Raw genomic sequence first — 21647 nt, forward strand, 5'->3', positions numbered from 1 at the left:
GGCCCGACATGCACAGGCCGCCTTCGGGCGGCCTGTGCCGTTTCCGGCGGTCACCGGTGTAAGGCCGGGCCCCGCGCCGCGACCGAATGTGTCGGCACGGGAATCCGCCGGGGCGGGCCGTGCGTATACGGTGCTGTCCTGAGCCACAATCCATCTCACTGATGCGAAATCACGCGCCCGCCCGCCGTGCCGGCCTGCTGTTCGACTACGAGTGGGACGCGCAGGCCCATGCCGCGATGGGCAGCGCCTGGCAGTTCGACCGTGCCGGTTTCGACCTCTTCAGCTTCCCCAGCAACGCGCGGTTGATCGGCTTCGACCTCGAGCGCTTCGCCGCGCGTCAGGCGTCCCGGGCGCGGCAGCGCGGCTGGGCAGGGGTGTTGTCCCACCACGAACAGTTCGGTGCGCTGGCCGCCGCGCTGGTGGCCGAGGCTGCCGGTCTGCCGGGGCCTCGGCCCGAGGCCATCATCGCCTGCCAGCACAAGCTGCACGCCCGCCGGGTGCTCGACGCCGTGGCGCCCGAGGCCAATCTGGCTTATGCACCGTTGGACGCGGCCTATGGCGACGACATCCCGGACGGCGTGGCCTACCCGGCCTACGTGAAGCCGGTGAAGGCCGCCTTCTCGGTGCTGGCGGCGCGGGTGGACCAGCGAGCGCAACTGCAGGCGCACACGCGGTTCGGCTGGCGTGAGCTCTGGGTCATCCGCCGCCTGGTCGAGCCCTTCGAGCGCGTGGCGGGCCGGCGCCTGCCGGAAGCCGGTACGGCGCACCGCCTGATGCTCGAGGCCCCGGTGCAGGCACCGCAGTACAACCTGGACGGCTACGTGTACCGCGGGCAGTTGCACGTGATCGGGGTCGTGGATGCGGTCATGTACCCCGGCACCCAGGCCTTCATGCGCTGGGAACTGCCCAGCCGGCTGGACCCGGCCGTGCAGGCCCGAGCGGCCGACGTGGCGCGTCGTTTCCTGGCCGCCGTCGGCTTCGATGACGGCGTGTTCAACATGGAGTTCTTCCACGACCCGGTCACGGACAAGCTCACGGTGATCGAGTTCAACCCGCGGCTGGCCTCGCAGTTCGGCGACCTCTACCGCCGCGTTCTGGGCATCGACCCTCACGCCATCGCGCTGGCGCTGGCCACCGGCGGCGACCCTGCCAAGCTGCCACGCGTGGCACCGCAGGCCGGCGCGGCGGCCAGCTTCGTCTACCGCAGCTTCGACCCCGCCGTGGTGCCGACCATGCCCACCTGGAGCCAGCGCAGGCGGCTGGCGGCCGAGTTCCCCGACAGCCTGCTGCTGCAGTTTCCCAAGCGCGGCCATGCGCTGGCGCGTGACTTCAAGTGGCTGGGCAACCACCGCTACGGCATCGTGCACCTGGGCGGCCGCGACTGGGGCCATCTGCAGCGCCGTTGCCTGGAGGCGTCGGCCGTGCTGGGCTGGCCGGCGCCACTGCACCACGACCCCGAGCGGCCGCGGCGCAGCGAATCGCTGCCGCTGCGGCCGCAGCCGGCCTTCGCCGGTGCAGCCGGCACCTGAACCGCCGGCCGTCGACCGGCCCGACGCCGGGCGGCGCCTGGTGGGCTTGGCGCTGGGCAGCGCCCTGGTCGGTGCGCCGGGCCTGTTCGGTGGCTGCAGCTTCGTCGCCGGCGAGGACCACCGCGGCCCCGACGCACCCCGCGCCCTGCCGCTGGCCCGCCCGGTGCGCATGGCCTGGGTCTTGAGTTCCGGCGGGCCGCGCGGCTTCGTGCACGTGGGCGTGCTCAAGGCGCTGGGCGAGCTGGGTCTGCAGCCCGACCTGATCGTCGGGGCCTCGGTGGGCGCGCTGGTCGGCACGCTGCACGCGGCCGGCATGGCGCCGGACGTGATCGAGCAACTGGCGCTGGACCTGAACCCGGTGGCCATGGCGCGCCTGGCCATCGGTGCCGACGAGCGCTTCAGCGGCGCGCCGCTGGCCGATCTGGTGCGGGCACGGTTGCCATCGCCACCTCACCTGGACCGCCTGCCGCTGGCCATGGCCGTGGCTGCGGCGCGCCGTGATGATGGCCAGGTGGTGGCGTTCACGGCGGGTGACGCCGGCGTGGCGGTGCAGGCCTCCGCCGCGGTGGAAGGCCAGTTCGCGCCCGTGCGCATCGACGGCCAGGCCTACGTAGACGCCGACCGCCACGCGCCGCTGCCGGTGCGCCTGGCACGCGCGCTGGGCGCGCAGCGCGTGCTGGCGGTGGATGCGTCGGCGCACGAGGACCGCGCGCCGCCCGGCGCCGAACGCTACCGGGCCGGGGACCTGCGCAAGCGTGCTTTGACCGCGGTGGACGCCCGCGAGGCCGACCTGGTGCTGCACCCGGACTTCGGCTACTGGGTCAGCCTGTCGCGCGACTTCCGCGAGCGCGCCATCGCCGCCGGCCACCGCGACACGCTGGCCCAGGCCGACGCACTGCGCCGGCTCCACGCCTGACGGCGCTCACACTCCCGCCAGCCGCGCGCTGGCCAGGTAGCCCATGCCGCCCAGCACCGTCTGCTGGCGCCACTGCACGCAGCGTGGCTGCAGCAGGCTCCAGGGCCGCCACAGGTCGGCCGCCTTGGCGTTGTAGGGGCGGTTCTTCAGCCACGGCAGCAGGTTCAGCGGCCCCGTCCACCACGGGAAGAACTTCATGCCGCACACAGCGATGCGGGCACCCGGCTTCACTTGCCGCAGCAGGTTCTCCAGCGCCGCCGGCGCGCGCAGGATGTCGTGCGTGAAGTTGAAAAGCGCGGCATCGGCCGGTTCTGGCAGCCGCACCGATTCGGCCGGCGCCAGCGCATGCCACACATTGCCCCAGCCTTCGCGCTGCACGCGCTGCTGCGCCTGCTCGAACATCTCCGGGCTCTGCTCCACGCCCAGCACACGCCCGGTGGGCCCCACGCCGTCACGCAGCAGCGCGTAGCTCAGCCCGGTGCCGGCACCCGCGTCCAGCACCACGTCACCCGGCTGCAACGCCAGCAGCGCGATGGTGCGCCTGCGCAGCGCCATCGTGCGCTCGGCGCTGGCGTCGTAGTCGGCGGCGCGCTTTCGGTAGCGCAGGATCGACAGTTCGTTGTCCGGGCTCATCCCGCCGCCGCCACGCGCGTGGACGCATGCAACCCCATCACGCCGATCACGATCAAACCGATGCTGGCCAGCTTCAGCGCCGTGGCCGGCTCGCGGAACCAGAATAAGCCGATCAGCGCCGTGAGCACCGTGCCCACGCCCGACCACACGGCGTACACCACCGACAGCCCCAACGTGCGGATCACCAGCGTGTTGAGCGCGAACGACGCGGCGTAGAAGACGAAGATCAGCACCGACGGCGTCAGCCGGGTGAAGCCTTCGGACAGGCGCATGCAGGTGGTGCCGGCCACCTCGAGCACGATGGCGACCGACAGCACGGCCCAGGCCTGGGATACGGTTGGAATCCACATGGCCGCGATGATGCCCGTTTAGGATCACGACCGGATCACGCCACACCAGGAGACGCGCCATGCTCGCCATCATCGGTGGCACCGGGCTCTACCAGCTGCCGGGCCTGCAGACCGAGACCCACCACCCGGCCGCCACGCCCTTCGGCGACGCGTCGGCACCGGTGCAGCAGGGCCGGCTTGGCGGGCAGCCCGTGCTGTTCCTGCCGCGCCATGGCGCCGGCCATCGTCTGCTGCCACACGAGGTGAACTACCGCGCCAACGTGTTCGCGCTCAAGCGCGCCGGCGCGACCATGGTGCTCAGCGTTTCGGCCTGCGGCAGCCTCACCGAGGAACTGGCGCCCGGCCACTTCGCGCTGCCTCACCAGTACATCGACTGGACCCGCGGCCGCCGCGAGACCAGCTTCTTCGGCCGCGGCGTGGCCGCGCACGTGTCCACGGCCGAGCCGGTCAGCCGCGCGCTGTGCGCTGCGGTGGCCAGCGCCGCGGCGCGAGTGCCCGGCCTGATGCTGCACCAGGGCCTGACCTACGCCTGCGTGGAGGGCCCGCGCTTCGGGACCCGGGCCGAGAGCTTCCTGCTGCGTCAGTTCGGCGCCCACCTGGTGGGCATGACCAACGTGCCCGAGGTCTTCCTGGCGCGCGAGGCGCAGCTGGCCTATGCCACGTTGGCCATCGCCACCGACTACGACTGCTGGCGCGACGACCCGGAGGAGCACGCGCAGATGGACGCCATCATGGCCCGCTACGCCGCCTGCGTGGACATGGCCAAGGCGCTGGTCGGCCACCTGCTGGCGGCGCCAGTGGTCGAGCCGGAGCCCGCCGTTCGCGGGGCGCTGAACGGCGCCGTGATGACGCCGGAGCACCTGCTGGACGAGGCGCAGCGCAACTGGCTGGCGGTGCTGCGCCGCTGATCGCTTGCCGCGTGCGCGCGGGCAACGGCGGGTGGAGAATGCCGGCATCGTCGCTTCCCTGCCGCCCATGACCGACACCACCGCCGCCATCCAACGCTGGCTGGACGAACACCGCATCAGCGAGATCGAGTGCCTGACCTCCGACATGTCGGGTCAGTCGCGCGGCAAGATCGTCCCGCGCCACAAGTACGACCCGGCATTCGGCCTGCGCCTGCCGGAGGCGGTGTTCGCAATGACGGTGACCGGCGAGTACCCGGAGAAGGACTTCACCGCGGTGGCCGACCCCGACATGCGGCTGCTGCCCGACGCGAGCACGATCTGCCTGGTGCCCTGGGCCAAGGAGCCCACCGCGCAGATCATCCACGACTGCGTCACCTTCGACGGCCAGCCGGTGGACCTGTCGCCGCGCAACGTGCTCAAGCGCATCCTGGCGCTGTACGCTGCCGAGGGCTGGCAGCCGGTGATCGCGCCGGAGATGGAGTTCTACCTGGTGCAGGTGGAGGCCGACGAGGACATCCCGCTGAAGCCGCCCACCGGCCGCACCAAGCGCAGCGAGCCGGGCATGCAGAGCTTCTCCATCGAGTCGGTGGACGAGTACGGCGACGTGTTCGACGTGATGTACGACTGGTGCGAGGCCCAGGGCATCCAGCTCGACACCCTGGTGCACGAGATGGGCACCGCGCAGATGGAGATCAACCTCGACCACGGCGAGGCACTGTCGCGCGCCGACCAGGTGGTGCGTTTCAAGCGCACGGTGCGCGAGGTGGCCATCCGCAACCACATGTACGCGACCTTCATGGCCAAGCCCATGCAGGGCCAGCCGGGCAGTGCCATGCACCTGCACCAGAGCGTGATCGACCTGGCCACCGGCGGCAACCTGTTCAGTCGGCCCGACGGTGAGGCGTCCGACCACTTCCTGCACTTCATCGGCGGCCTGCAGGCCTTCCTGCCTGCGGCCACCGCCTTCTTCGCACCTTACGTCAACAGCTACCGGCGGCTGAGCCGGTTCACGTCGGCGCCCATCAACCTGAGCTGGGGCCACGACAACCGCACCTGCGGGCTGCGCGTGCCGCGCTCGGGGCCTGAAGCCCGGCGCATCGAGAACCGCCTGGCCGGCGTGGACGCCAACCCTTACCTGGTCTTCGCCGCCAGCCTGGCCTGCGGCTATCTGGGCATGAAACAGCGCATCCGGCCTGATGATCCGCTGACCGGCAGCGCCTACGAGAAGCCGCATCAGCTGCCGCGCCACCTGGACGAGGCGGTGGAGAAGCTCGAGGCCTGCGAGCCGCTGGCGGAGCTGTTCGGCAGCCACTTCATCCAGACTTACCGGGCGATCAAGGACGTGGAGTACCGGGAGTACTTCGACGTGATCAGTCCCTGGGAGCGCAGGCACCTGTTGCTGCACGTCTGAGCGCGTACCCCGGGCGGGCTCGCCTGAGCTGCACGCCGGCCACGACAAGCGCGGCCGCGGGACGACCGTTTGTGCCCCAGGAACCCCCGCGCGTCCACGCCGGTGTGTCCGGTTCAGGTCGAACTGGATTGCCAGGGCGATACCGGCCGCAGTTCAAGCGACGTGTGTTCACCCATTGGTCAATGGGATGCGCATCCGCTTCTTTGGCTGCACCAAGGGTCGCTTTCGGCCAGGAGCGGTCGTCGACATCTCGGCCGCAAAGCGTCACTAAACGGAAGACCGCTTCTGCGGGTGTCAGCTCCCTTGCTGCAGCAGCCATGCTCGAAAGCGCTGCGTCCTCGGCAATCCTGCACAGTCGGCACGATAGACAACGTAGTAGGACAGCGGCGAGACCATGCGGATCGCCGGAAACAAGCGAACCAGTCGGCCACTGGCGACATCGTCTTGCGCCATCACGCTGCGTGCAAGCGCCACGCCCTGGCCGTCGATCGCCGCTTGCAGCACCGCCGCCGAGTTGTTGATCTTCAGGCCGCGCGCCGTGGGAGACGTGCGCGCGACGCCGGCCCTCCGCAGCCAGGCGTCCCAGGTTGGAAAGCCTTCGTCAACACCCATCGAGAGATCGTGAATGAGGGTCTCGCGCAGCAGGTCCGCTGGCTTCTGTATCCGGCGCGGGGCCTGAGCCAGCAGCGGCGAGCAGACCGGAAACACCTCCTCGTCAAACAGCTTGTCGGCCTGGAGGCCAGGCCAATGGCCCGCTCCGTAGCGCACGCCGATGTCGATGCGCTGCGCAACAAAGTCCACCGGCTTCAGACTGGTGTCGAGGCGGATGTCGGTCTCGGGGCATTCAGACTGAAAGCTCTCCAGGCGCGGCAGTAGCCACTTGGCGGCAAACGCCGGGCTCACCGTCACGGTGAGCACGCCGCGGGTCGAGCCCTGCCGCAGACGTTCGAGCGCCTGGGTCAGCCGGTCGAAGCCGGCGCGCAGGTCCGGCAGCGCGCGCTCTGCGGCTTCGGTCGGCACGAGGCGCACCCGGCCACTGCTCGCCCTGTGGAACAGCGGGGTTCCCAGCCAGTCCTCCAGCGTGCGGACCAACTGCCCCACCGCCGCAGGCGTGACGTTCAGCTCCGCCGCTGCGGCAGCGAAGCTCTGGTGACGCGCGCTGGCTTCGAAGGCGCGCAGCGCATTCAGGTGACCGGGTGCCTTCATGGGTTCAAAAGATTTTCTTTGTTGCCGAGACACTTTATCCCGTTTGCGACGACGCTGCTGGCCGCCGACACTGTCCCTACGGCGATCGGCATCGCTGCCCGCGGTGACCGGTCAAGTTTTTGTGGGGGCCAGCAAGACGGCCCCGGTCCAGGAGACTGCAATGGGCAATCAGTTCAAGGGTCGCAAGCTGTTGGTCGTCGGCGGCACGAGCGGCATGGGCTTCGAGGTCGCGCGCATGGTGCTGGCCGACGGTGGCGAGGTTGTGATCGTCGGCCATCGGGCCGACAAGACGGACACAGCGCGGCAGCAGCTGTCCGCAGCCGGCCCGGTGTCCGCGCTGACGGCGGACCTCACCAGCGACGATGGCCTCCAGGCCGTCGTGCAAGCCATCGACGCGCAGCATCCCGACATCGACCTGCTGGTCAACGCTGCCGGTGTGTTCTTTCCGAAGGCTTTCCTGGAGCACGGCGTCGAGGACTACGAGCAGTACATGCGGCTGAACAAGGCGTTCTTCTTCATCACGCAGAAGGTGGCGGCCAACCTGGTGGCCCGCGGCCGCCCGGGCGCGTTCGTCAACATCGGCTCGATGTGGGCAAAGCAGGCGATCGCCGCCACTCCGTCGTCGGCTTACTCGATGGCCAAGGCCGGCCTGCATGCGCTGACGCAGCACCTGGCGATGGAGCTGGCGTCAAGGCGCATCCGCGTCAATGCGGTCTCGCCAGCGGTGGTGCAGACGCCGATCTACGAGGGCTTCATTCCGAAAGCGGAGGTTGCGAGCGCGTTGCAGGGCTTCAATGCCTTCCACCCGATCGGGCGCGTCGGCACGCCGCAGGACGTGGCGGAGGTCATCGTGTTCCTGCTGTCCGACAAGGCGGGCTGGGTGACCGGCGCCACCTGGGATGTCGACGGCGGCGTGATGGCAGGCCGCAACTGAGCGACTGAGAATGCGCCCGGGCGCCCTGTGGACGCCATCGCCATGGTTCTCTTGAGATGGACCTGCAAATGCTCGTGAACTCCGACTTCTCCCGCCGCGCCGCCGTGTGTGCGTTCGAGCACCGCTGGGTGCCCTCGCCGCAGCCCGGCGTGGAGCGGGTGATGCTGGACCGCCTGGGCGGCGAGCGGGCGCGGGCGACCAGCCTGGTGCGGTATGCCCCGCGCTCGATTTTCCCTGCACACACTCACCCGGGCGGTGAAGAGATCCTCGTGCTGTCGGGGACCTTCTCGGACGACAGCGGGCACCACAGGCCGGGGTCGTACCTGCGAAACCCGCCGGGCTCTAGGCACCAGCCGTCGAGCGCCGACGGCGCATTGATCTTCGTGAAGTTGTGGCAGATGCCGGCCGACGACACGGACACCGTGCGCATCGACACGGCCGATTCAACGGCCTGGCGCCTTGACGGTGCACACCAAGTCTGCGTGCTGCATCAAACCGACCATGAGCAGGTCCATCTGCTTCGGCTACCGTCGGGCGGTGTCCTGCGACTGGACACGCGTGGTGGCGCCGAACTGCTGGTGATCGAAGGCCAACCGATCTGCGGCGACATCGCGCTCGATCCGCTCGGCTGGTTGCGGCTTCCGCCAGGCGATGCATGCGATCTCCGCGCCGGTGACGCCGGGTTCATGCTCTACCTGAAGACAGGTCACCTGGACGAACCTACGCCATGACGATGCAACACATCCGCATCGCCATCATCGGCGGTGGCCTCGCCGGCCTGGTGGCCGCGTGGAGGCTTCAGCAGCAAGGCATGCGCGACGTCGTGCTGTTCGAGGCACGAGCCACCGTGGGTGGCCGCATCCTCTCGGTCGACGCCCACGGCTCCGCCGTCGACACGGCGCTGCCGGCGCTGGACCGCTTCGACCTCGGTCCCAGCTGGTTCTGGCCAGCCATGCAACCGCGACTGGACCAGCTGGTGACTGAGCTGGGTCTCGAGCGTCTTGCACAGTTTGAAGATGGTGACCTGATGGTCGAGCGTGCCGCCCGTCAGCCGCCGCAGCGCATGCGGGGCTATGCGAGCGACCCGCCGTCGATGCGCCTGGCGGGGGGCACGGGTGCGCTGGTGGCTGCGTTGCGCACCCGGCTTGATGACGCGGTCGTTCAGGTGGGGCAGACCGTACGCCAGCTGCGCCGTGAGGCCGACCACGTCGAGTTGACGGTCGACGATACGGCCGGCATCGCTACGGTCTGGCGAGCCGAGCAGGTGTTGCTGGCCCTGCCGCCCAGGCTGGTCGCGACCCGGGTGCAGTTCGACCCGCCGCTGCCACCCGAGCTGGCGCGCCGCTGGCAGGGCACGCCGACCTGGATGGCGCCGCACGCCAAGTACGTGGCGATCTACGACACGCCGTTCTGGCGCGAGCGAGGCCTGTCCGGCGGCGCACGCAGTGGCGCCGGCCCCATGGGCGAGATCCATGACATCTCGATGCCAGGCGGCCACGCCGCGCTGTTCGGCTTCCTGGGCGTGCCGGCGCAGGTGCGCCACCAGGTCAGCAACGAGGCGCTGCGCATGCACTGCCGGGCGCAGTTGGTCAGGCTCTTCGGTGAGCGTGCCGGTGCCCCGGTGGGCGACGCCTTGAAGGACTGGGCGAACGACCCCCTGACCGCCACCGACGAGGACCAGGACGCCGCGGGACACCACGCCGCGGCTCCACCGAGCAGCGCCGACAACGGCGCCTGGCAAGCCCGGCTGATCGGCATCGGCAGCGAATGGTCGCCCCAGTTCCCCGGCTATCTGGCCGGGGCCGTCGACGCCGCCGAGCGGGGCTTGCGCCAGATCCGCAGAGACAACGACCGGTCAGGGAAGGACGTTGCCTCATGAACCCGACCTACCGTGCGTTGCAGGTGACCCGCCCGGGCGTGCTGGAACTGGTGGAGCGGCTCACGCCAACGCCCGCGGTGGGCGAGGTGCTGATCCGTGTAGAGGCCTGCGGGCTGTGCGGCGCCGACATCGGGGACATCGAGGGCGCGAACGCCGTCCAGCAACCGCCCCGCGTGCCGGGCCACGAGGTGGTCGGCCGCTTAGTCGCTCTTGGCGAGCAGGTCCCGCCGATGTGGCGGCTCGGCCAGCGCGTGGGAGTCGGTCGGCTGGGCGGTCACTGCCAGGCCTGTCCCATGTGCCGTCGTGGGCTCTTCAATCTCTGCCAGGACCAAGCCTTCGTCGGCGCCACGCGCGACGGCGGCTATGCAGAGATGATGCTGGCACGGGCCACGGGGCTGGTGTCCATCCCCGATGAACTGGACGCGCACGAAGCCGCGCCGCTCCTGTGCGCGGGGCTGGCCACCTTCAACGCGCTCAAGAAGTGCGGCGCCGAGGCCGGCGACACGGTGGCCATCCTGGGCATCGGCGGGCTGGGCCACCTAGCGCTGCAGTACGCACGGCGGATGGGGTTCCGCGTGCTCGCGATCGGTCGCGGGGCCGACATCGCGCAGGAGGCCCTCGCATTGGGAGCACACCGGTATGTCGATGCGCTGGTCGAGGATGCCGTGGCTGCGCTCAAGCAGCTCGGAGGCGCGCAGGCGATCGTCGCGACGATCGGCCATGCGGCCACCGTGTCTGCCCTGCTCGGAGCGTTGGCACCGACCGGCCGCCTCGTCCTGCTGGGCGGCGGCAAGGAACCGCTGGCTGTCCCGATCGGGCCGTTGGTGGTGGGGGAGCGAAGCATCGCGGGGTCCATCACCGGGACACCGCACGAGAGCGAGCGGACCTTGGACTTCAGCGTGCTCGCTGGTGTGCAGCCACGGGTAGAGGTCGTGCCGTTTGAGCGGGCCCCTGACGCCTACCAGCGGCTGAAGTCGGGTCAAGCCAAGTTCCGTGTGGTCTTGTCCATGCCAGCGCTGCCCGGCTAGTTGCGGCGGGCCGAGGTGTCGCTCACCGGGCAGCAGCGGGGTATGCGATCAGACCAGGGCCCGGACAGCAACCTGAACGCACGCAGGAGTGACTGCTCTAGTGCCTTGCCAATGACAGGAACGGGTCGATAGGAGCCGCTCCGGACACAGGTCAAAACCGGTCTCCCGCGCCGCCGACACGACGCATCTCCGAGCGACCGTGCGCCCGCTCGGACCGTTGTGCGGGTCACTCACCCCGTGCAGCGTCAGTCCCTGACCCCCAGCCGACACGCCCGCTCGATCAACCGCAAAGCCGCGCGCCAGGTCGGCACCTCCACCCACAGCCCCTCGTGCAGCGCCCTGTCCTCGCCGCGCGCGCGTGCCGCCTCGAAGGCTGCCACCATCGCGCGGGCCTGACGCAGTTCGCCGGCCGATGGCGTCAGCGCGCCGTGCACGCCCGCCACGTGCTCCGCCCGCACGAGCGCCTTGCAGCGGTAGCCCAGACGCCGCGCGTGCCGGGCTTCCGCCACGGCCAGCGCAGGGTCGGCAAAGGTGCAGGGCGCGTCGATGGGCTCGATGCCGGCCGCGCGCGCGTCGAGCAGGAAGCGCTGGCGCGCGTGGGCCAGTTCGATGCCTTCGGCCGTGCGTTCGGCGCACAGGTCCGCTGCCAGGTCCTCGGCGCCCAGCAGCGCGGCGCGCACGCGTGCGCTGGCGGCGGCGAGTGACCGCACGTCGGCCACGCCGCGTGCGGTCTCGCACACGGGCAGCAACTCGGTGCTGCCCACGGCGCGGCCGCGCTGCGATTCGTGGGCGGCGATCGCGGCGCACAGTGTCTGCACGGTCTCGGCACGGTCGGCCATCGGCAGCGCGACGATGTCGGTGCCGGCGGCCATCGCGGCCGCGAGATCGGCCTCGGCATCATCGTGGCCCGGGGCATTGACGCGCACCGAGGTGATCGCGCCCCCGGCGCGCAGCCGGCCTAGCAGCGCGGCCAGGCTGGCGCGGGCTTCCGGCCGGCTCGGCGGGGGCGTGAAGTCCTCCAGGTCCACGATGACCACATCGGCCCTGCAGGCCAGCGTGGCTTCCAGGGCCGCAGCGCCAGGCACGCCGCCGATGAAGAGCCAGCTGCGGCGCAGATCCGGGTCAGCGAGGGGAGGACGCTCTGAGCGCGTGTTCACAGTCGGGATCGTCGCAGAACTCGCACGACCAGGCACGCGCCTCCGGCGCCGCATTGCGGTCCAGCAGGCGGCTGAACAGGCCGCGGCGTGGCGTCTCGCGCGTGCGCAGCAGCGGCGCCACGGCGTCCAGCGCGCTCTGCAGCCGGGCCGTCCCGGCGCCTGCCACCAGGGCCCAGGGCAGGCCGTGCTCGATCAGCAGGGCGCGCACGCGGTCGTCCACCGGGCCCCGCACATGCGGGCCGTCACGCTGGTGGCCGTCGGCCACCCAGGGCAGGTCCAGCGCGGTCAGCAGGGTGATGGCCATCGTGCGCTGCTGCGCCACGGCCAGCGTATCCAGGCTGCGGTCGGCGAACAGCAGGTCGCTGTAGACGGTGGTCATCAGCGCCGTGGTGTCGCAGACGACGATGTCGTGCGCCGCGGCGGCTGCGTCGATGCGCGCGTGGGTCTCTTCGGCGATGGCGGCCTGTTCGTCCGGCCGCGGCGTGCGGCCTTCGCGCTCGCACCACAGGCGCAGCCACTCCGGCACCGCGGCCACGCGCAGGCCGGTGGCCTCGGCCAGCGCGTCGGCCAGGGCCACGGTCAGCACCGACTTGCCGGTGCTCTCTGCGCCGACGATGGCGATCTTCATCGGGCCGCCATCCGGTGCCAGGCACGCCAGCCGATCACCGCCATCGCCGTGAACAGCGCGTACAGCAGCACCGTCAGCCACAGGCCCTTGACGGCAAAGAGGCCGACGCTGACCACGTTCACCGCCACCCAGGCTGGCCAGTTCTCCACCAGCTTGCGGCCCAGCAGCACCTGGGCCACCAGGCTGCCGGCGGTGGGCAGGGCGTCGAGCCAGGCGATGTCGCTGTCGGTGAAGCGCTGCAGCGCCAGCGCGATCAACGGCCACAGCATGGCCACCGCTGCCAGCGCGGCCCAGCGACCGCGCACCGAGAGCCGGTGCACGCGCAGTGCGGCGCCATCGTCGCCGTGCCCGCGCAGCCACTGCCACCAGCCCCAGATGGCCACGGCGATGAATACGAACTGCAGCGTGGCCTCGCCGTAGAGCCTGTACTGGGCGAACAGCAGTGCGTAACCCAGCGAGGACAGCATGGCCAGCGGCCAGGCCAGCGGGTTCACGCGCCAGTTGCACACCACCATCCACACGGCGAGCACGAAGGCCACGATCTCGACCACCGTGACCGGGCTGCCCCACAGCGTGAACACCTCGGCCAGCAGCGGGGCTGCGGCCGCGAGCATCGCGTCGCCCATCACGCGCGCGCCGGGCTCACCGCTTGGGCGGCGCGATCTGCACCAGGATCTCGTCGGGTTCCACCATGCCAAGGTCCATGCGCGCACGTTCCTCGACGATCTCCAGCCCCTCGACCAGGTCGCCCACCTCGGCCTCGATGCGCGCGTTGGTGGCGCGCAGCGCGTCGTTGGTGGCCTGCTGCGCCGTCAGGTCCTGCTCCAGCTGCCACACATGGCGCAGGTTGCCCTTGCCCAGCCAGAGGTCGGCCTGCACCGCCGCCAGCAGCAGCGCCAGCGAAAGCGTGGACAAGGGCCAGCGGCGCATGGCCAGGGCAGCGGTGTCGGTTACCGCAGGTTGTAGAACGCCTTGCGGCCGGGGTAGCTGGCCACGTCGCCCAGGTCTTCCTCGATGCGCAGCAACTGGTTGTACTTGGCGATGCGGTCGCTGCGGCTCATCGAGCCGGTCTTGATCTGGCCGGCGTTGGTGCCCACGGCGATGTCGGCGATGGTGCTGTCCTCGGTCTCGCCGCTGCGGTGGCTGATGACGGCGGTGTAGCCGGCGCGCTTGGCCATCTCGATGGCGGCGAAGGTTTCGGTCAGCGTGCCGATCTGGTTGATCTTGATGAGGATCGAGTTCGCGATGCGCTTGTCGATGCCTTCCTGCAGGATCTTGGTGTTGGTGACGAACAGGTCGTCGCCCACCAGCTGCACCTTCTGGCCGAGCTTCTCGGTCAGGTGCTTCCAGCCGTCCCAGTCGCCCTCGTGCATGCCGTCCTCGATGGAGACGATGGGGTACTTGTCGCACCAGGTGGCCAGCACGTCGGTCCACTCGGCGGCGGTGAGCTGCAGGCCTTCGCCTTCGAGGTGGTACTTGCCGTCCTTGTAGAACTCGCTGGCGGCGCAGTCCAGGCCGATGGCGATCTGGCTGCCGGCCTCGTAGCCAGCCTTGTCGATGGCTTCCAGGATGAGCTGGATGGCCGCCTCGTGGCTGGCCACGCTGGGCGCGAAGCCGCCTTCGTCGCCCACCGCGGTGCTCATGCCCTTGGCGTCGATGATCTTCTTCAGCGCGTGGAAGACCTCGGCGCCGTAGCGCACGGCCTCGCGGAAACTGGGGGCGCCCACCGGCAGGATCATGAACTCCTGCAGGTCGAGGTTGTTGTTGGCGTGCGCACCGCCGTTGATGACGTTCATCATCGGCACCGGCATCTGCATGCCGCCCATGCCGCCGAAGTAGCGGTACAGCGGCAGGCCGGACTCTTCCGCCGCCGCGCGCGCCACGGCCATGCTCACGGCCAGCATCGCGTTGGCACCCAGGCGGCTCTTGTTGTCGGTGCCGTCCAGATCGATCAGCGTCTTGTCCAGGAAGGCCTGCTCGCTGGCGTCCAGGCCCAGCACGGCCTCGGAGATCTCGGTGTTGACGTGCTCCACCGCGCGCAGCACGCCCTTGCCCAGGTAGCGGGCCTTGTCGCCGTCGCGGAGTTCGATGGCCTCGCGGCTGCCGGTGGAGGCACCGCTGGGCACGGCGGCGCGGCCCATCGTGCCGCTTTCCAGCAGCACGTCGCACTCGACGGTGGGGTTGCCGCGGCTGTCGAGGATCTCGCGGCCGACGATGTCGACGATGGCACTCATGGTTCTTCTCGGGTCAGGTGATGTGGATTCGGATCAGACGGGCTGGTCGACGCCCTCGACCAGCACCATGTCGAAGAACGACGTGGCGCCGTCGCGCAGCGGCTTCACGCGGGTGGCGTAGTCGCTGGTCTCGTAGAAGGCCTTGGCCTGCGCGAAGCTCGGGAACCTCAGCAGGGCGATGCGGTGCGGCTGCCAGTCGCCTTCCAGCGTCTCGTGGCGGCCGCCGCGCACCAGGTACTCGCCGCCGAAGGCCTTCACCACCGCCGGCGCCTCGGCCATGTACTGGCGGTAGCGCTCGGGGTCGCTGATGTCCATCTCGACGATCAGGTAGGCGGGGGCGGTCATGGGCGTGTTCCGGTGAGGCTTCAGCAGCTGAAGTCGTTCTCCAGCAGCGGCTGGGTCTTGACCACGCGGTCCAGCGCCACCAGCTGCGCCAGCAGCGCGCGCATGTGCTTCAGCGGCACGGCATTGGGGCCGTCGCTCTTGGCGTTCAGCGGGTCGGGGTGGGTTTCCATGAACAGGCCGGCCACGCCCACGGCCACAGCGGCGCGGCTGAGCACCGGCACGAACTCGCGCTGACCACCGGAACTCGTGCCCTGGCCGCCGGGCAGCTGCACGCTGTGCGTGGCATCGAAGACCACCGGCGCGCCGGTCTCGCGCATGATGGCCAGGCTGCGCATGTCGGAGACCAGGTTGTTGTAGCCGAAGCTCGCGCCGCGCTCGCAGGCCAGGAAGCGGTCGTCCGACAGGCCCGCCTCGCGCGCGGCGGCGCGGGCCTTGTCGATGACGTGCTTCATGTCGTGCGGCGCCAGGAACTGGCCCTTCTTGATGTTCACCGGCTTGCCGCTCTGCGCCACCGCGCGGATGAAGTCGGTCTGCCGGCACAGGAAGGCCGGGGTCTGCAGCACGTCCACCACCGCGGCCACGGCCGGGATCTCGGCTTCCGAATGCACGTCGGTGAGCACCGGCACGCCGAGCTCGCGCTTGACCTTGGCCAGGATCTCCAGCCCGCGTTCCATGCCGGGGCCGCGGAAGCTGGCGCCGCTGCTGCGGTTGGCCTTGTCGTAGCTGCTCTTGAAGATGAAGGGGATGCCGAACTCGGCGGTCATCTCCTTCAGCGCGCCGGCCACATCCATCTGCAGCTGTTCGCTCTCGACGACGCAGGGGCCGCTGATAAGGAAAAAGGGGCGGTCCAGGCCGACGGGGAAGCCGCAGAGTTCCATCGTGAACCTCAGGCGGCCTTGGCCTGGCTGGCCTCATGGCGCGCCAGTGCCGCCTTCACGTAGCTGGTGAACAGCGGGTGGCCGGCCCAGGGCGTGCTCTTGAACTCCGGGTGGAACTGCACGCCGACGAACCAGGGGTGCGTGTCCTGCGGCAGTTCGACGATCTCGGTGAGCTTCTCACGCTGCGTGATGGCGCTGATCACCAGGCCGGCCTGCTGCAGCCGCTCCAGGTAGTGCTCGTTGGCCTCGTAGCGGTGGCGGTGGCGCTCCGTAACCACCGGGCCGTAGATCTGGTGCGCCAGCGTGCCGGGCTTGACGTCGGCGCTCTGCGCGCCCAGGCGCATCGTGCCGCCGAGGTCGGAGCTGGCGCTGCGCTTCTGGATGCTGCCGTCGCTGTCCTGCCACTCGTCGATCAAGGCGATGATGGGGTGCGGCGTCTCGGGGTCGAACTCGGTGCTGTTGGCGCCGTCCAGGCCTGCCATGTGGCGCGCGTACTCGATGGTGGCCACCTGCATGCCCAGGCAGATGCCCAGGTAGGGGATGCGGTGCTCGCGGGCGTAGCGCGCGGCCAGGATCTTGCCCTCCACGCCGCGCTTGCCGAAGCCGCCGGGCACCAGGATGGCGTCGAACGCGGCCAGCCTGTCCACCGACGCCGGGGTCAGCGTCTCGGAGTCGACATAGTCGATCTCCACCCGCGCGTGGTTGTGGATGCCGGCGTGGCGCAGCGCCTCGTTGAGCGACTTGTAGCTGTCCGACAGGTCGGTGTACTTGCCGCACATCGCGATCTTCACGGTGGCGCGCGGGTGCGTGACCTCGTGCACCAGGGTGTCCCAGCGCTTCAGGTCGGCCGGCTTGGTCAGCAGCTGCAGCTTCATGCAGATCAGCTCGTCCAGGCCCTGCTCGTGCAGCATGCGCGGCACCTTGTAGATGGTGTCGACGTCCCACATGCTGATCACGCCGTGTCGCGGCACGTTGGTGAACAGGCTGATCTTGTCGCGCTCGTCCTCCGGCACCTCGCGGTCGGCGCGGCACAGCAGCGCGTCGGGCTGGATGCCGATCTCGCGCATCTTCTGCACCGTGTGCTGCGTGGGCTTGGTCTTGAGTTCGCCGGCCGCGGCGATCCACGGCACGTAGGTCAGGTGCACGAAGGCGGCGCTGTTGGGGCCGCCGCGCAGCGCCATCTGGCGCACCGCTTCCAGGAAGGGCAGGCTCTCGATGTCGCCCACCGTGCCGCCCACCTCGACGATGGCCACGTCCACGCCGGCCGCGCCGCGGGCCACGAACTCCTGGATCTCGTTGGTGACGTGCGGGATCACCTGCACCGTCTTGCCCAGGTAATCGCCGCGGCGCTCCTTCTCGAGCACGCTCTTGTAGATCTGGCCGGTGGTGAAGTTGTTGGCCCGCTTCATCCGGGTGCTGATGAAGCGCTCGTAGTGGCCCAGGTCGAGGTCGGTCTCGGCACCGTCGTCGGTGACGAAGACCTCGCCGTGCTGGAAGGGGCTCATCGTCCCTGGATCCACGTTCAGGTAGGGATCCAGCTTCATCAGAGTGACCTTGAGCCCGCGCGACTCGAGGATGGCCGCCAGCGACGCCGACGCGATGCCCTTGCCCAGGGAAGACACCACGCCGCCGGTGACGAAGACGTATTTGGTCATGCAAACCGGCGCCCGCCTGCCAGCCGGCCGTGCCAGCCGGTGCGAACGCCCCGTTGGTAAAGCACGAGTATACGGGCCGGACCGGGCCGGGCCGCCCCCGTGGGTGCTCAGGCGCCGGTCGTGGCCGGTCGTTTCGCCAGCCGCGCGCGGCCGGCGCGCGAGCCATTTGCGCGGCCGAGCTGGGTGCTGATCCAGGCGCCGGTATCGGCCAGCGCGTCCTCGTCCACACCGGTGGCGGCGCCCAGGCCGTGCAGCAGGTAGACCAGGTCCTCGGTGGCCACGTTGCCGGTGGCGCCCTTGGCGTAGGGGCAGCCGCCCAGGCCGGCCACCGAGCTGTCGAACACCCGCAGCCCGAAACCGTAGGACGCCGCCACGTTGGCCACCGCCATGCCGTAGGTGTCGTGGTAGTGGCCGGCCAGTGCCGCCACCGGCACCCGCGCTGCGGTGGCCTCCAGCAGGGCCAGCACGCTGGCCGGCGTGCCGGCGCCGATGGTGTCGCCCAGCGAGACCTCGTAGCAGCCCATGGCGTGCAGTTCCGCCGCCACCGCCGCGGCCTGCGCCGGTGCCACCGCGCCCTCGTAGGGGCAGGCGACGACGCAGGACACGTAGCCGCGCACGCGCACGCCGTCGCGCGCGGCCGCGGCCATCACCGGTGCGAAGCGGGTCATCGATTCGGCAATGCTGCAGTTGATGTTGCGCTGCGAGAAGCTCTCGCTGGCGGCGCCGAAGATCGCCACCTCCTTCGCGCCGGCGGCCACCGCGGCCTCGTAGCCCTTCATGTTCGGGGCCAGCACCGGGAAGGCCACGTCGGGCCGTGCGGGCAGGCCGGCCATGACCTCCGCCTGGTCGGCCATCTGCGGCACCCACTTCGGGCTCACGAAGGCGGTGGCCTCGATGCAGCGCAGCCCGGCGTCGGCCAGCCGACGGATGAGTTCCAGCTTCACCGCCGTGGGCACAGGGTCCGGTTCGTTCTGCAGCCCGTCGCGCGGGCCGACCTCCACGAGGCGCACGGTCTCGGTCATGGGGTGTTCTCCTCCAGCATCGTCTGCAGTTCGGCCTGCACCGCGTCGGCGGTGGCCTGCGGCTGCTCCATCGGGAACAGGTGCGAGCCCTCGATCCAGCGCAACTGGCCGCGGGTGACGGCGCGCGTCAGCGCCAGGCCCACCTGCCGCACCTCGGTGGACTGCGTGCCACCGATGAAGGCCACCGGGCATTGCGGCGGGTGGCGGTGCAGCACGCGGTCGAAGACATGCGGCAGCGTGTTGTAGATGTGGGTCTCCACCGCGCGGCGGAAGGCCAGCTGCACGCCGCCTTCGGGTGCGGCCTCCATGCCCGCATCGATGTAGTCGGCCAGCACGCCGGGAGCCCAGCGCGCGAACGCGGGCTTGGCGGCGAAATGCGCCAGGGCGGCGTCGCGCGACGGCCAACGCTCGCGCCGCGTCTGCGACACCTTGCCCGGCGACACGCGGCCGATCAGCCGCGTGGCCTTGACGACCTGGATGCTGTGCGCCCGCCAGCCACCGACCACGGGTGAATCCACCAGCACGACGCCGCGGGCCAGGTCCGGCCGGTGGCAGGCCGCCAGCAGCGCCAGGTAGCCGCCCAGTGAATGGCCGACCAGCCATACCGGCCGGCCGGCGGTGTGCACGCGGATGAAGTCGATCAGTTCGTCGCGCAGGTGCGGCCAGTTGCTGCTGACCGGGTAGCGCGGGTCGTGACCGAACTTCTTCGGCGCCAGCACGTGCCAGCCGGCGGCGCGCCAGTGTTCGAACAGTTGGCGGTAGGTGCTGGCCGGAAAGCCGTTGGCGTGGCAGAAGACGAGGGTGCGGGGCATCGGTGCGTGATTGTCGCCGCCCGGCCCGGCGCATGCCGACCGCCGGCAGCGCTCAGGGTCGCTGATGCAGCACCAGGGGCAGCACCTCGGCGGCGCCGGCATCGCGCAGCAGCGCCGCGGCCACTGTGATCGACCAGCCGCTGCGCAGGGTGGCGTCCACCAGCAGCAGGGGGCCATCCGCGGGCACGCGCGCCTCGTCAGCCAGCCGCAGCGATTGCCCCAGCGCGATCACGCGTGCCGCCGAAGCCAGTTCATCACTCGGCTCGGTGCCTTGGTGGGCGAGAAGCGGCAGTAGCGGCAGCCGGCCGGCGTCGGCCAGGTGTCGTGCCATCGACGCGACCAGCCGGGGGTGGCGCCGTGATGGCATGGGCACCACCGCCACCGGGCGCGCGTTCCAGTGCGTCCGCCAGCGGGCCAGCACGTCCACCAGACCCTGCAGCACCGGCGCCGGCGCTTCGGTGTCGGGGCCGTCGAGCAGTGGCTGCAGCAGGGCCGACCAGCCCGGGTCATCGGCGAAGGCCAGGGCCCGCCCGGGGCTGGCGCCCTGGATCCGGCCCTTGCGGCCTGCCACGCCGGTGGGCCAGAGCTTGCGCGGTTCCAGCACCACGTCCTGGCCGCGTGCGTGCACCAGTGCCTGTTGCACACGGGCTGGCGAAGGCCGCGCACCGGGGGGCGGCAGCGTCCCGGTGCAGACGCTGCATCGCCCGCAGTCCTGCGGGTCGGGGTCGTCCAGCGCCTGCTGCAGGAAGCGCATCAGGCACCCACGGCCAGCGGCGAAGCTGCGCATCAGGTCGGCTTCCTGCGCACGCACGCGCGCCAGCGCCTGCCAGCGTGGGGCGTCGAAGGTCCAGGGGCGGCCGGTCAGCGCCCAGGCCCGGCCCTGGCGCTGCACCACGTCCTCCACGGCCAGGATCTTCAGCAGCGCCTCGATGCGCCCGCGGCGCAACGTGGTCGCCTGCTCCAGCTCGATCACCGACAGCGGCCCATCGGCCAGTGCCGCCAGCAGGCGCTCCACCCGCGCCGGTTCCGGCACGCCGGCGGTGGCGAAGTAGGTCCAGACCGCCTCGTCGCTGTCGGCTGGCAGCAGGACCGCGACCGCATCGGGCAGTGCGCGGCCGGCGCGGCCCACCTGCTGGTAGTAGGCCACCGGCGACGCCGGCGAGCCGACGTGGAGGCAGAACGCGAGGTCGGGCTTGTCGTAGCCCATGCCCAGCGCCGACGTGGCCACCACGGCCTTGAGCGCGTTGTCGCGCAGCCGGTCCTCGATGCGCTGGCGCTGCGCCGTCTCCAGGCCGCCGTGGTAGGCCGCCACCGCGAAACCGCAGTGGGCCAGGAAACCGGCCAGCCGCTCGGCCTCGGCCACGGTGAGCGTGTAGACGATGCCCGAGCCGGGCAGCACGGCCAGGGCGTCGGCCAACCACGCCGCGCGCTCCAGCGCGCCAAGCCCCGGCACCACGGCCAGCCGCAGCGACGCGCGCGCCAGCGAACCGCGGAAGGTGCGGGTCTGGGCGCCGAGTTGGCGGGCGATGTCGGCGGTCACACGCTGGTTGGCGGTGGCCGTGGTGGCCAGCACCGGGGTGTCCGCGCCCACGCCCAGCAGCGTGCGCGACAGGCGCTGGTAGTCGGGCCGGAAGTCGAAGCCCCAGTCGGAGATGCAGTGCGCCTCGTCGATCACCACCATCCCGGCCGCCGCCAGCAAGCCGGGCAGGCGCGCTGCGAAACCGGGGTTGGCCAGGCGTTCCGGCGAGACCAGCAGCACGTCCAGCATGCCGGCGGCGATGGCATCCAGGATGTCGGGCCAGTCGTCCACGTTGGTGGAGTTGAGGGTGGCCGCCCGCAGCCCGGCGCGGGCCGCGGCCTGCACCTGGTCGCGCATCAGCGCCAGCAGCGGGCTGACCACCAGGGTGGGCCCGCGGCCCTCGGCGCGCAGCGCCGCGGTGGCGGCCCAGTACACGGCCGACTTGCCCCAGCCCGTGGCCTGCACCACCAGCACGCGGGCGCGGTCGGCCACCAGCGCGCGCACGGCGGCGAGCTGGTCGTCGCGCGGGCGGGCGTCGGGGCCGGCCATCGCGGCCAGCACGGCTTGCAGGTGGTGCAGCGCAGGGTCGGTCATCGGCCCGAG

General features: G+C 70.8%; 22 protein-coding genes. 8 read left to right on the plus strand and 14 right to left on the minus strand.

Annotated elements, in window-relative coordinates; genetic code table 11:
* Nucleotides 1-161: 161 nt before the first annotated feature.
* A complete protein-coding gene (locus ENE75_RS13865; RefSeq protein WP_199232301.1) occupies nt 162-1529 on the plus strand; it encodes an ATP-grasp domain-containing protein in 1368 nt (455 codons plus the stop codon).
* Nucleotides 1513-2445, plus strand: coding sequence for a patatin-like phospholipase family protein (locus tag ENE75_RS13870; protein WP_233259082.1), 933 nt, complete (start codon nt 1513-1515; stop codon nt 2443-2445). Before ENE75_RS13865 ends, ENE75_RS13870 begins: the two co-directional genes overlap by 17 nt.
* Before the next feature lie 6 nt (nt 2446-2451).
* On the opposite strand, the gene ENE75_RS13875 is transcribed toward ENE75_RS13870, so the two are convergent.
* Nucleotides 2452-3078, minus strand: a complete 627-nt coding sequence (locus ENE75_RS13875; protein WP_128198915.1) for a class I SAM-dependent methyltransferase — start codon at nt 3076-3078, stop codon at nt 2452-2454.
* A complete protein-coding gene (locus tag ENE75_RS13880; protein ID WP_128198916.1) occupies nt 3075-3428 on the minus strand; it encodes a DMT family transporter in 354 nt (117 codons plus the stop codon). The genes ENE75_RS13875 and ENE75_RS13880 overlap by 4 nt, the downstream gene beginning before the upstream one ends.
* Nucleotides 3429-3487: 59 nt before the next feature.
* Between ENE75_RS13880 and ENE75_RS13885 the strand changes: the two genes are divergently transcribed.
* Both ENE75_RS13885 and ENE75_RS13890 read left to right on the plus strand, forming a co-directional pair.
* The gene (locus ENE75_RS13885) at nt 3488-4336 is read left to right on the plus strand and encodes an S-methyl-5'-thioinosine phosphorylase (protein ID WP_128198917.1); all 849 of its coding nucleotides are present in this window, start codon (nt 3488-3490) and stop codon (nt 4334-4336) included.
* Between the two features lie 67 nt (nt 4337-4403).
* On the plus strand, nt 4404-5747 hold the full coding sequence (locus ENE75_RS13890; RefSeq protein WP_128198918.1) for a glutamine synthetase family protein: 1344 nt from the start codon (nt 4404-4406) through the stop codon (nt 5745-5747).
* Between the two features lie 294 nt (nt 5748-6041).
* Here the strand turns inward: ENE75_RS13890 and gcvA are convergent, their stop codons facing one another.
* Nucleotides 6042-6953, minus strand: a complete 912-nt coding sequence (gene gcvA, locus ENE75_RS13895; RefSeq protein ID WP_128198919.1) for a transcriptional regulator GcvA — start codon at nt 6951-6953, stop codon at nt 6042-6044.
* 160 nt (nt 6954-7113) lie between these two features.
* On the opposite strand from gcvA, the gene ENE75_RS13900 reads away from it, so the two are divergent.
* From ENE75_RS13900 to ENE75_RS13915, 4 genes are all read left to right on the plus strand, one after another.
* A complete protein-coding gene (locus ENE75_RS13900) occupies nt 7114-7887 on the plus strand; it encodes an SDR family NAD(P)-dependent oxidoreductase (RefSeq protein ID WP_128199147.1) in 774 nt (257 codons plus the stop codon).
* Between the two features lie 68 nt (nt 7888-7955).
* On the plus strand, nt 7956-8618 hold the full coding sequence (locus ENE75_RS13905) for a cupin domain-containing protein (protein WP_128199148.1): 663 nt from the start codon (nt 7956-7958) through the stop codon (nt 8616-8618).
* Nucleotides 8615-9766: a flavin monoamine oxidase family protein gene (locus tag ENE75_RS13910; RefSeq protein ID WP_128198920.1), complete on the plus strand. Its 1152-nt coding sequence runs from the start codon at nt 8615-8617 to the stop codon at nt 9764-9766. The genes ENE75_RS13905 and ENE75_RS13910 overlap by 4 nt, the downstream gene beginning before the upstream one ends.
* Entirely contained in the window at nt 9763-10794 is a 1032-nt protein-coding gene (locus tag ENE75_RS13915) for an alcohol dehydrogenase catalytic domain-containing protein (RefSeq protein WP_128198921.1), read from the plus strand. Before ENE75_RS13910 ends, ENE75_RS13915 begins: the two co-directional genes overlap by 4 nt.
* A gap of 245 nt (nt 10795-11039) precedes the next feature.
* On the opposite strand, the gene ENE75_RS13920 is transcribed toward ENE75_RS13915, so the two are convergent.
* From ENE75_RS13920 to ENE75_RS13970, 11 genes are all read right to left on the minus strand, one after another.
* Entirely contained in the window at nt 11040-11951 is a 912-nt protein-coding gene (locus ENE75_RS13920) for an HpcH/HpaI aldolase/citrate lyase family protein (RefSeq protein ID WP_158288947.1), read from the minus strand.
* Nucleotides 11917-12579, minus strand: coding sequence for an AAA family ATPase (locus tag ENE75_RS13925; protein WP_128198923.1), 663 nt, complete (start codon nt 12577-12579; stop codon nt 11917-11919). The genes ENE75_RS13920 and ENE75_RS13925 overlap by 35 nt, the downstream gene beginning before the upstream one ends.
* Nucleotides 12576-13205: a nicotinamide riboside transporter PnuC gene (pnuC, locus tag ENE75_RS13930; RefSeq protein ID WP_128198924.1), complete on the minus strand. Its 630-nt coding sequence runs from the start codon at nt 13203-13205 to the stop codon at nt 12576-12578. Before pnuC ends, ENE75_RS13925 begins: the two co-directional genes overlap by 4 nt.
* 16 nt (nt 13206-13221) lie before the next feature.
* The gene (locus ENE75_RS13935) at nt 13222-13509 is read right to left on the minus strand and encodes a septum formation initiator family protein (protein ID WP_128198925.1); all 288 of its coding nucleotides are present in this window, start codon (nt 13507-13509) and stop codon (nt 13222-13224) included.
* A 20-nt stretch (nt 13510-13529) separates the two neighbouring features.
* Nucleotides 13530-14813, minus strand: coding sequence for a phosphopyruvate hydratase (gene eno / locus ENE75_RS13940; RefSeq protein WP_128198926.1), 1284 nt, complete (start codon nt 14811-14813; stop codon nt 13530-13532).
* 33 nt (nt 14814-14846) lie between these two features.
* Nucleotides 14847-15158, minus strand: a complete 312-nt coding sequence (locus ENE75_RS13945) for a DUF1330 domain-containing protein (protein ID WP_128198927.1) — start codon at nt 15156-15158, stop codon at nt 14847-14849.
* Between the two features lie 20 nt (nt 15159-15178).
* Nucleotides 15179-16036, minus strand: coding sequence for a 3-deoxy-8-phosphooctulonate synthase (kdsA, locus tag ENE75_RS13950; protein ID WP_128198928.1), 858 nt, complete (start codon nt 16034-16036; stop codon nt 15179-15181).
* An 8-nt stretch (nt 16037-16044) separates the two neighbouring features.
* On the minus strand, nt 16045-17691 hold the full coding sequence (gene pyrG, locus ENE75_RS13955; protein ID WP_128198929.1) for a CTP synthase: 1647 nt from the start codon (nt 17689-17691) through the stop codon (nt 16045-16047).
* A gap of 107 nt (nt 17692-17798) precedes the next feature.
* On the minus strand, nt 17799-18713 hold the full coding sequence (locus ENE75_RS13960; RefSeq protein ID WP_128198930.1) for a hydroxymethylglutaryl-CoA lyase: 915 nt from the start codon (nt 18711-18713) through the stop codon (nt 17799-17801).
* Nucleotides 18710-19525, minus strand: coding sequence for an alpha/beta fold hydrolase (locus ENE75_RS13965; protein ID WP_128198931.1), 816 nt, complete (start codon nt 19523-19525; stop codon nt 18710-18712). Before ENE75_RS13965 ends, ENE75_RS13960 begins: the two co-directional genes overlap by 4 nt.
* Nucleotides 19526-19577: 52 nt before the next feature.
* The gene (locus tag ENE75_RS13970) at nt 19578-21638 is read right to left on the minus strand and encodes a RecQ family ATP-dependent DNA helicase (RefSeq protein ID WP_128198932.1); all 2061 of its coding nucleotides are present in this window, start codon (nt 21636-21638) and stop codon (nt 19578-19580) included.
* Between the last annotated feature and the right edge of the window lie 9 nt (nt 21639-21647).

Origin of the sequence: Rubrivivax albus, assembly GCF_004016515.1 — a bacterium.
Lineage (GTDB): Bacteria > Pseudomonadota > Gammaproteobacteria > Burkholderiales > Burkholderiaceae_C > Rubrivivax > Rubrivivax albus.

Excerpts from the sequence above, each read along its gene's own strand:
- ENE75_RS13880 (WP_128198916.1), bottom strand. The coding sequence starts at position 3,428 with ATGTGGATTCCAACCGTATCCCAGGCCTGGGCCGTGCTGTCGGTCGCC.
- ENE75_RS13960 (WP_128198930.1), bottom strand. The coding sequence starts at position 18,713 with ATGACCGAGACCGTGCGCCTCGTGGAGGTCGGCCCGCGCGACGGGCTG.
- ENE75_RS13945 (WP_128198927.1), bottom strand. The coding sequence starts at position 15,158 with ATGACCGCCCCCGCCTACCTGATCGTCGAGATGGACATCAGCGACCCC.
- ENE75_RS13965 (WP_128198931.1), bottom strand. The coding sequence starts at position 19,525 with ATGCCCCGCACCCTCGTCTTCTGCCACGCCAACGGCTTTCCGGCCAGC.
- ENE75_RS13915 (WP_128198921.1), top strand. The coding sequence starts at position 9,763 with ATGAACCCGACCTACCGTGCGTTGCAGGTGACCCGCCCGGGCGTGCTG.
- ENE75_RS13970 (WP_128198932.1), bottom strand. The coding sequence starts at position 21,638 with ATGACCGACCCTGCGCTGCACCACCTGCAAGCCGTGCTGGCCGCGATG.
- pnuC (WP_128198924.1), bottom strand. The coding sequence starts at position 13,205 with ATGGGCGACGCGATGCTCGCGGCCGCAGCCCCGCTGCTGGCCGAGGTG.
- kdsA (WP_128198928.1), bottom strand. The coding sequence starts at position 16,036 with ATGGAACTCTGCGGCTTCCCCGTCGGCCTGGACCGCCCCTTTTTCCTT.
- ENE75_RS13905 (WP_128199148.1), top strand. The coding sequence starts at position 7,956 with ATGCTCGTGAACTCCGACTTCTCCCGCCGCGCCGCCGTGTGTGCGTTC.
- ENE75_RS13935 (WP_128198925.1), bottom strand. The coding sequence starts at position 13,509 with ATGCGCCGCTGGCCCTTGTCCACGCTTTCGCTGGCGCTGCTGCTGGCG.
- ENE75_RS13885 (WP_128198917.1), top strand. The coding sequence starts at position 3,488 with ATGCTCGCCATCATCGGTGGCACCGGGCTCTACCAGCTGCCGGGCCTG.
- ENE75_RS13890 (WP_128198918.1), top strand. The coding sequence starts at position 4,404 with ATGACCGACACCACCGCCGCCATCCAACGCTGGCTGGACGAACACCGC.
- ENE75_RS13910 (WP_128198920.1), top strand. The coding sequence starts at position 8,615 with ATGACGATGCAACACATCCGCATCGCCATCATCGGCGGTGGCCTCGCC.
- pyrG (WP_128198929.1), bottom strand. The coding sequence starts at position 17,691 with ATGACCAAATACGTCTTCGTCACCGGCGGCGTGGTGTCTTCCCTGGGC.
- ENE75_RS13900 (WP_128199147.1), top strand. The coding sequence starts at position 7,114 with ATGGGCAATCAGTTCAAGGGTCGCAAGCTGTTGGTCGTCGGCGGCACG.
- ENE75_RS13925 (WP_128198923.1), bottom strand. The coding sequence starts at position 12,579 with ATGAAGATCGCCATCGTCGGCGCAGAGAGCACCGGCAAGTCGGTGCTG.
- eno (WP_128198926.1), bottom strand. The coding sequence starts at position 14,813 with ATGAGTGCCATCGTCGACATCGTCGGCCGCGAGATCCTCGACAGCCGC.
- ENE75_RS13865 (WP_199232301.1), top strand. The coding sequence starts at position 162 with ATGCGAAATCACGCGCCCGCCCGCCGTGCCGGCCTGCTGTTCGACTAC.
- ENE75_RS13875 (WP_128198915.1), bottom strand. The coding sequence starts at position 3,078 with ATGAGCCCGGACAACGAACTGTCGATCCTGCGCTACCGAAAGCGCGCC.
- gcvA (WP_128198919.1), bottom strand. The coding sequence starts at position 6,953 with ATGAAGGCACCCGGTCACCTGAATGCGCTGCGCGCCTTCGAAGCCAGC.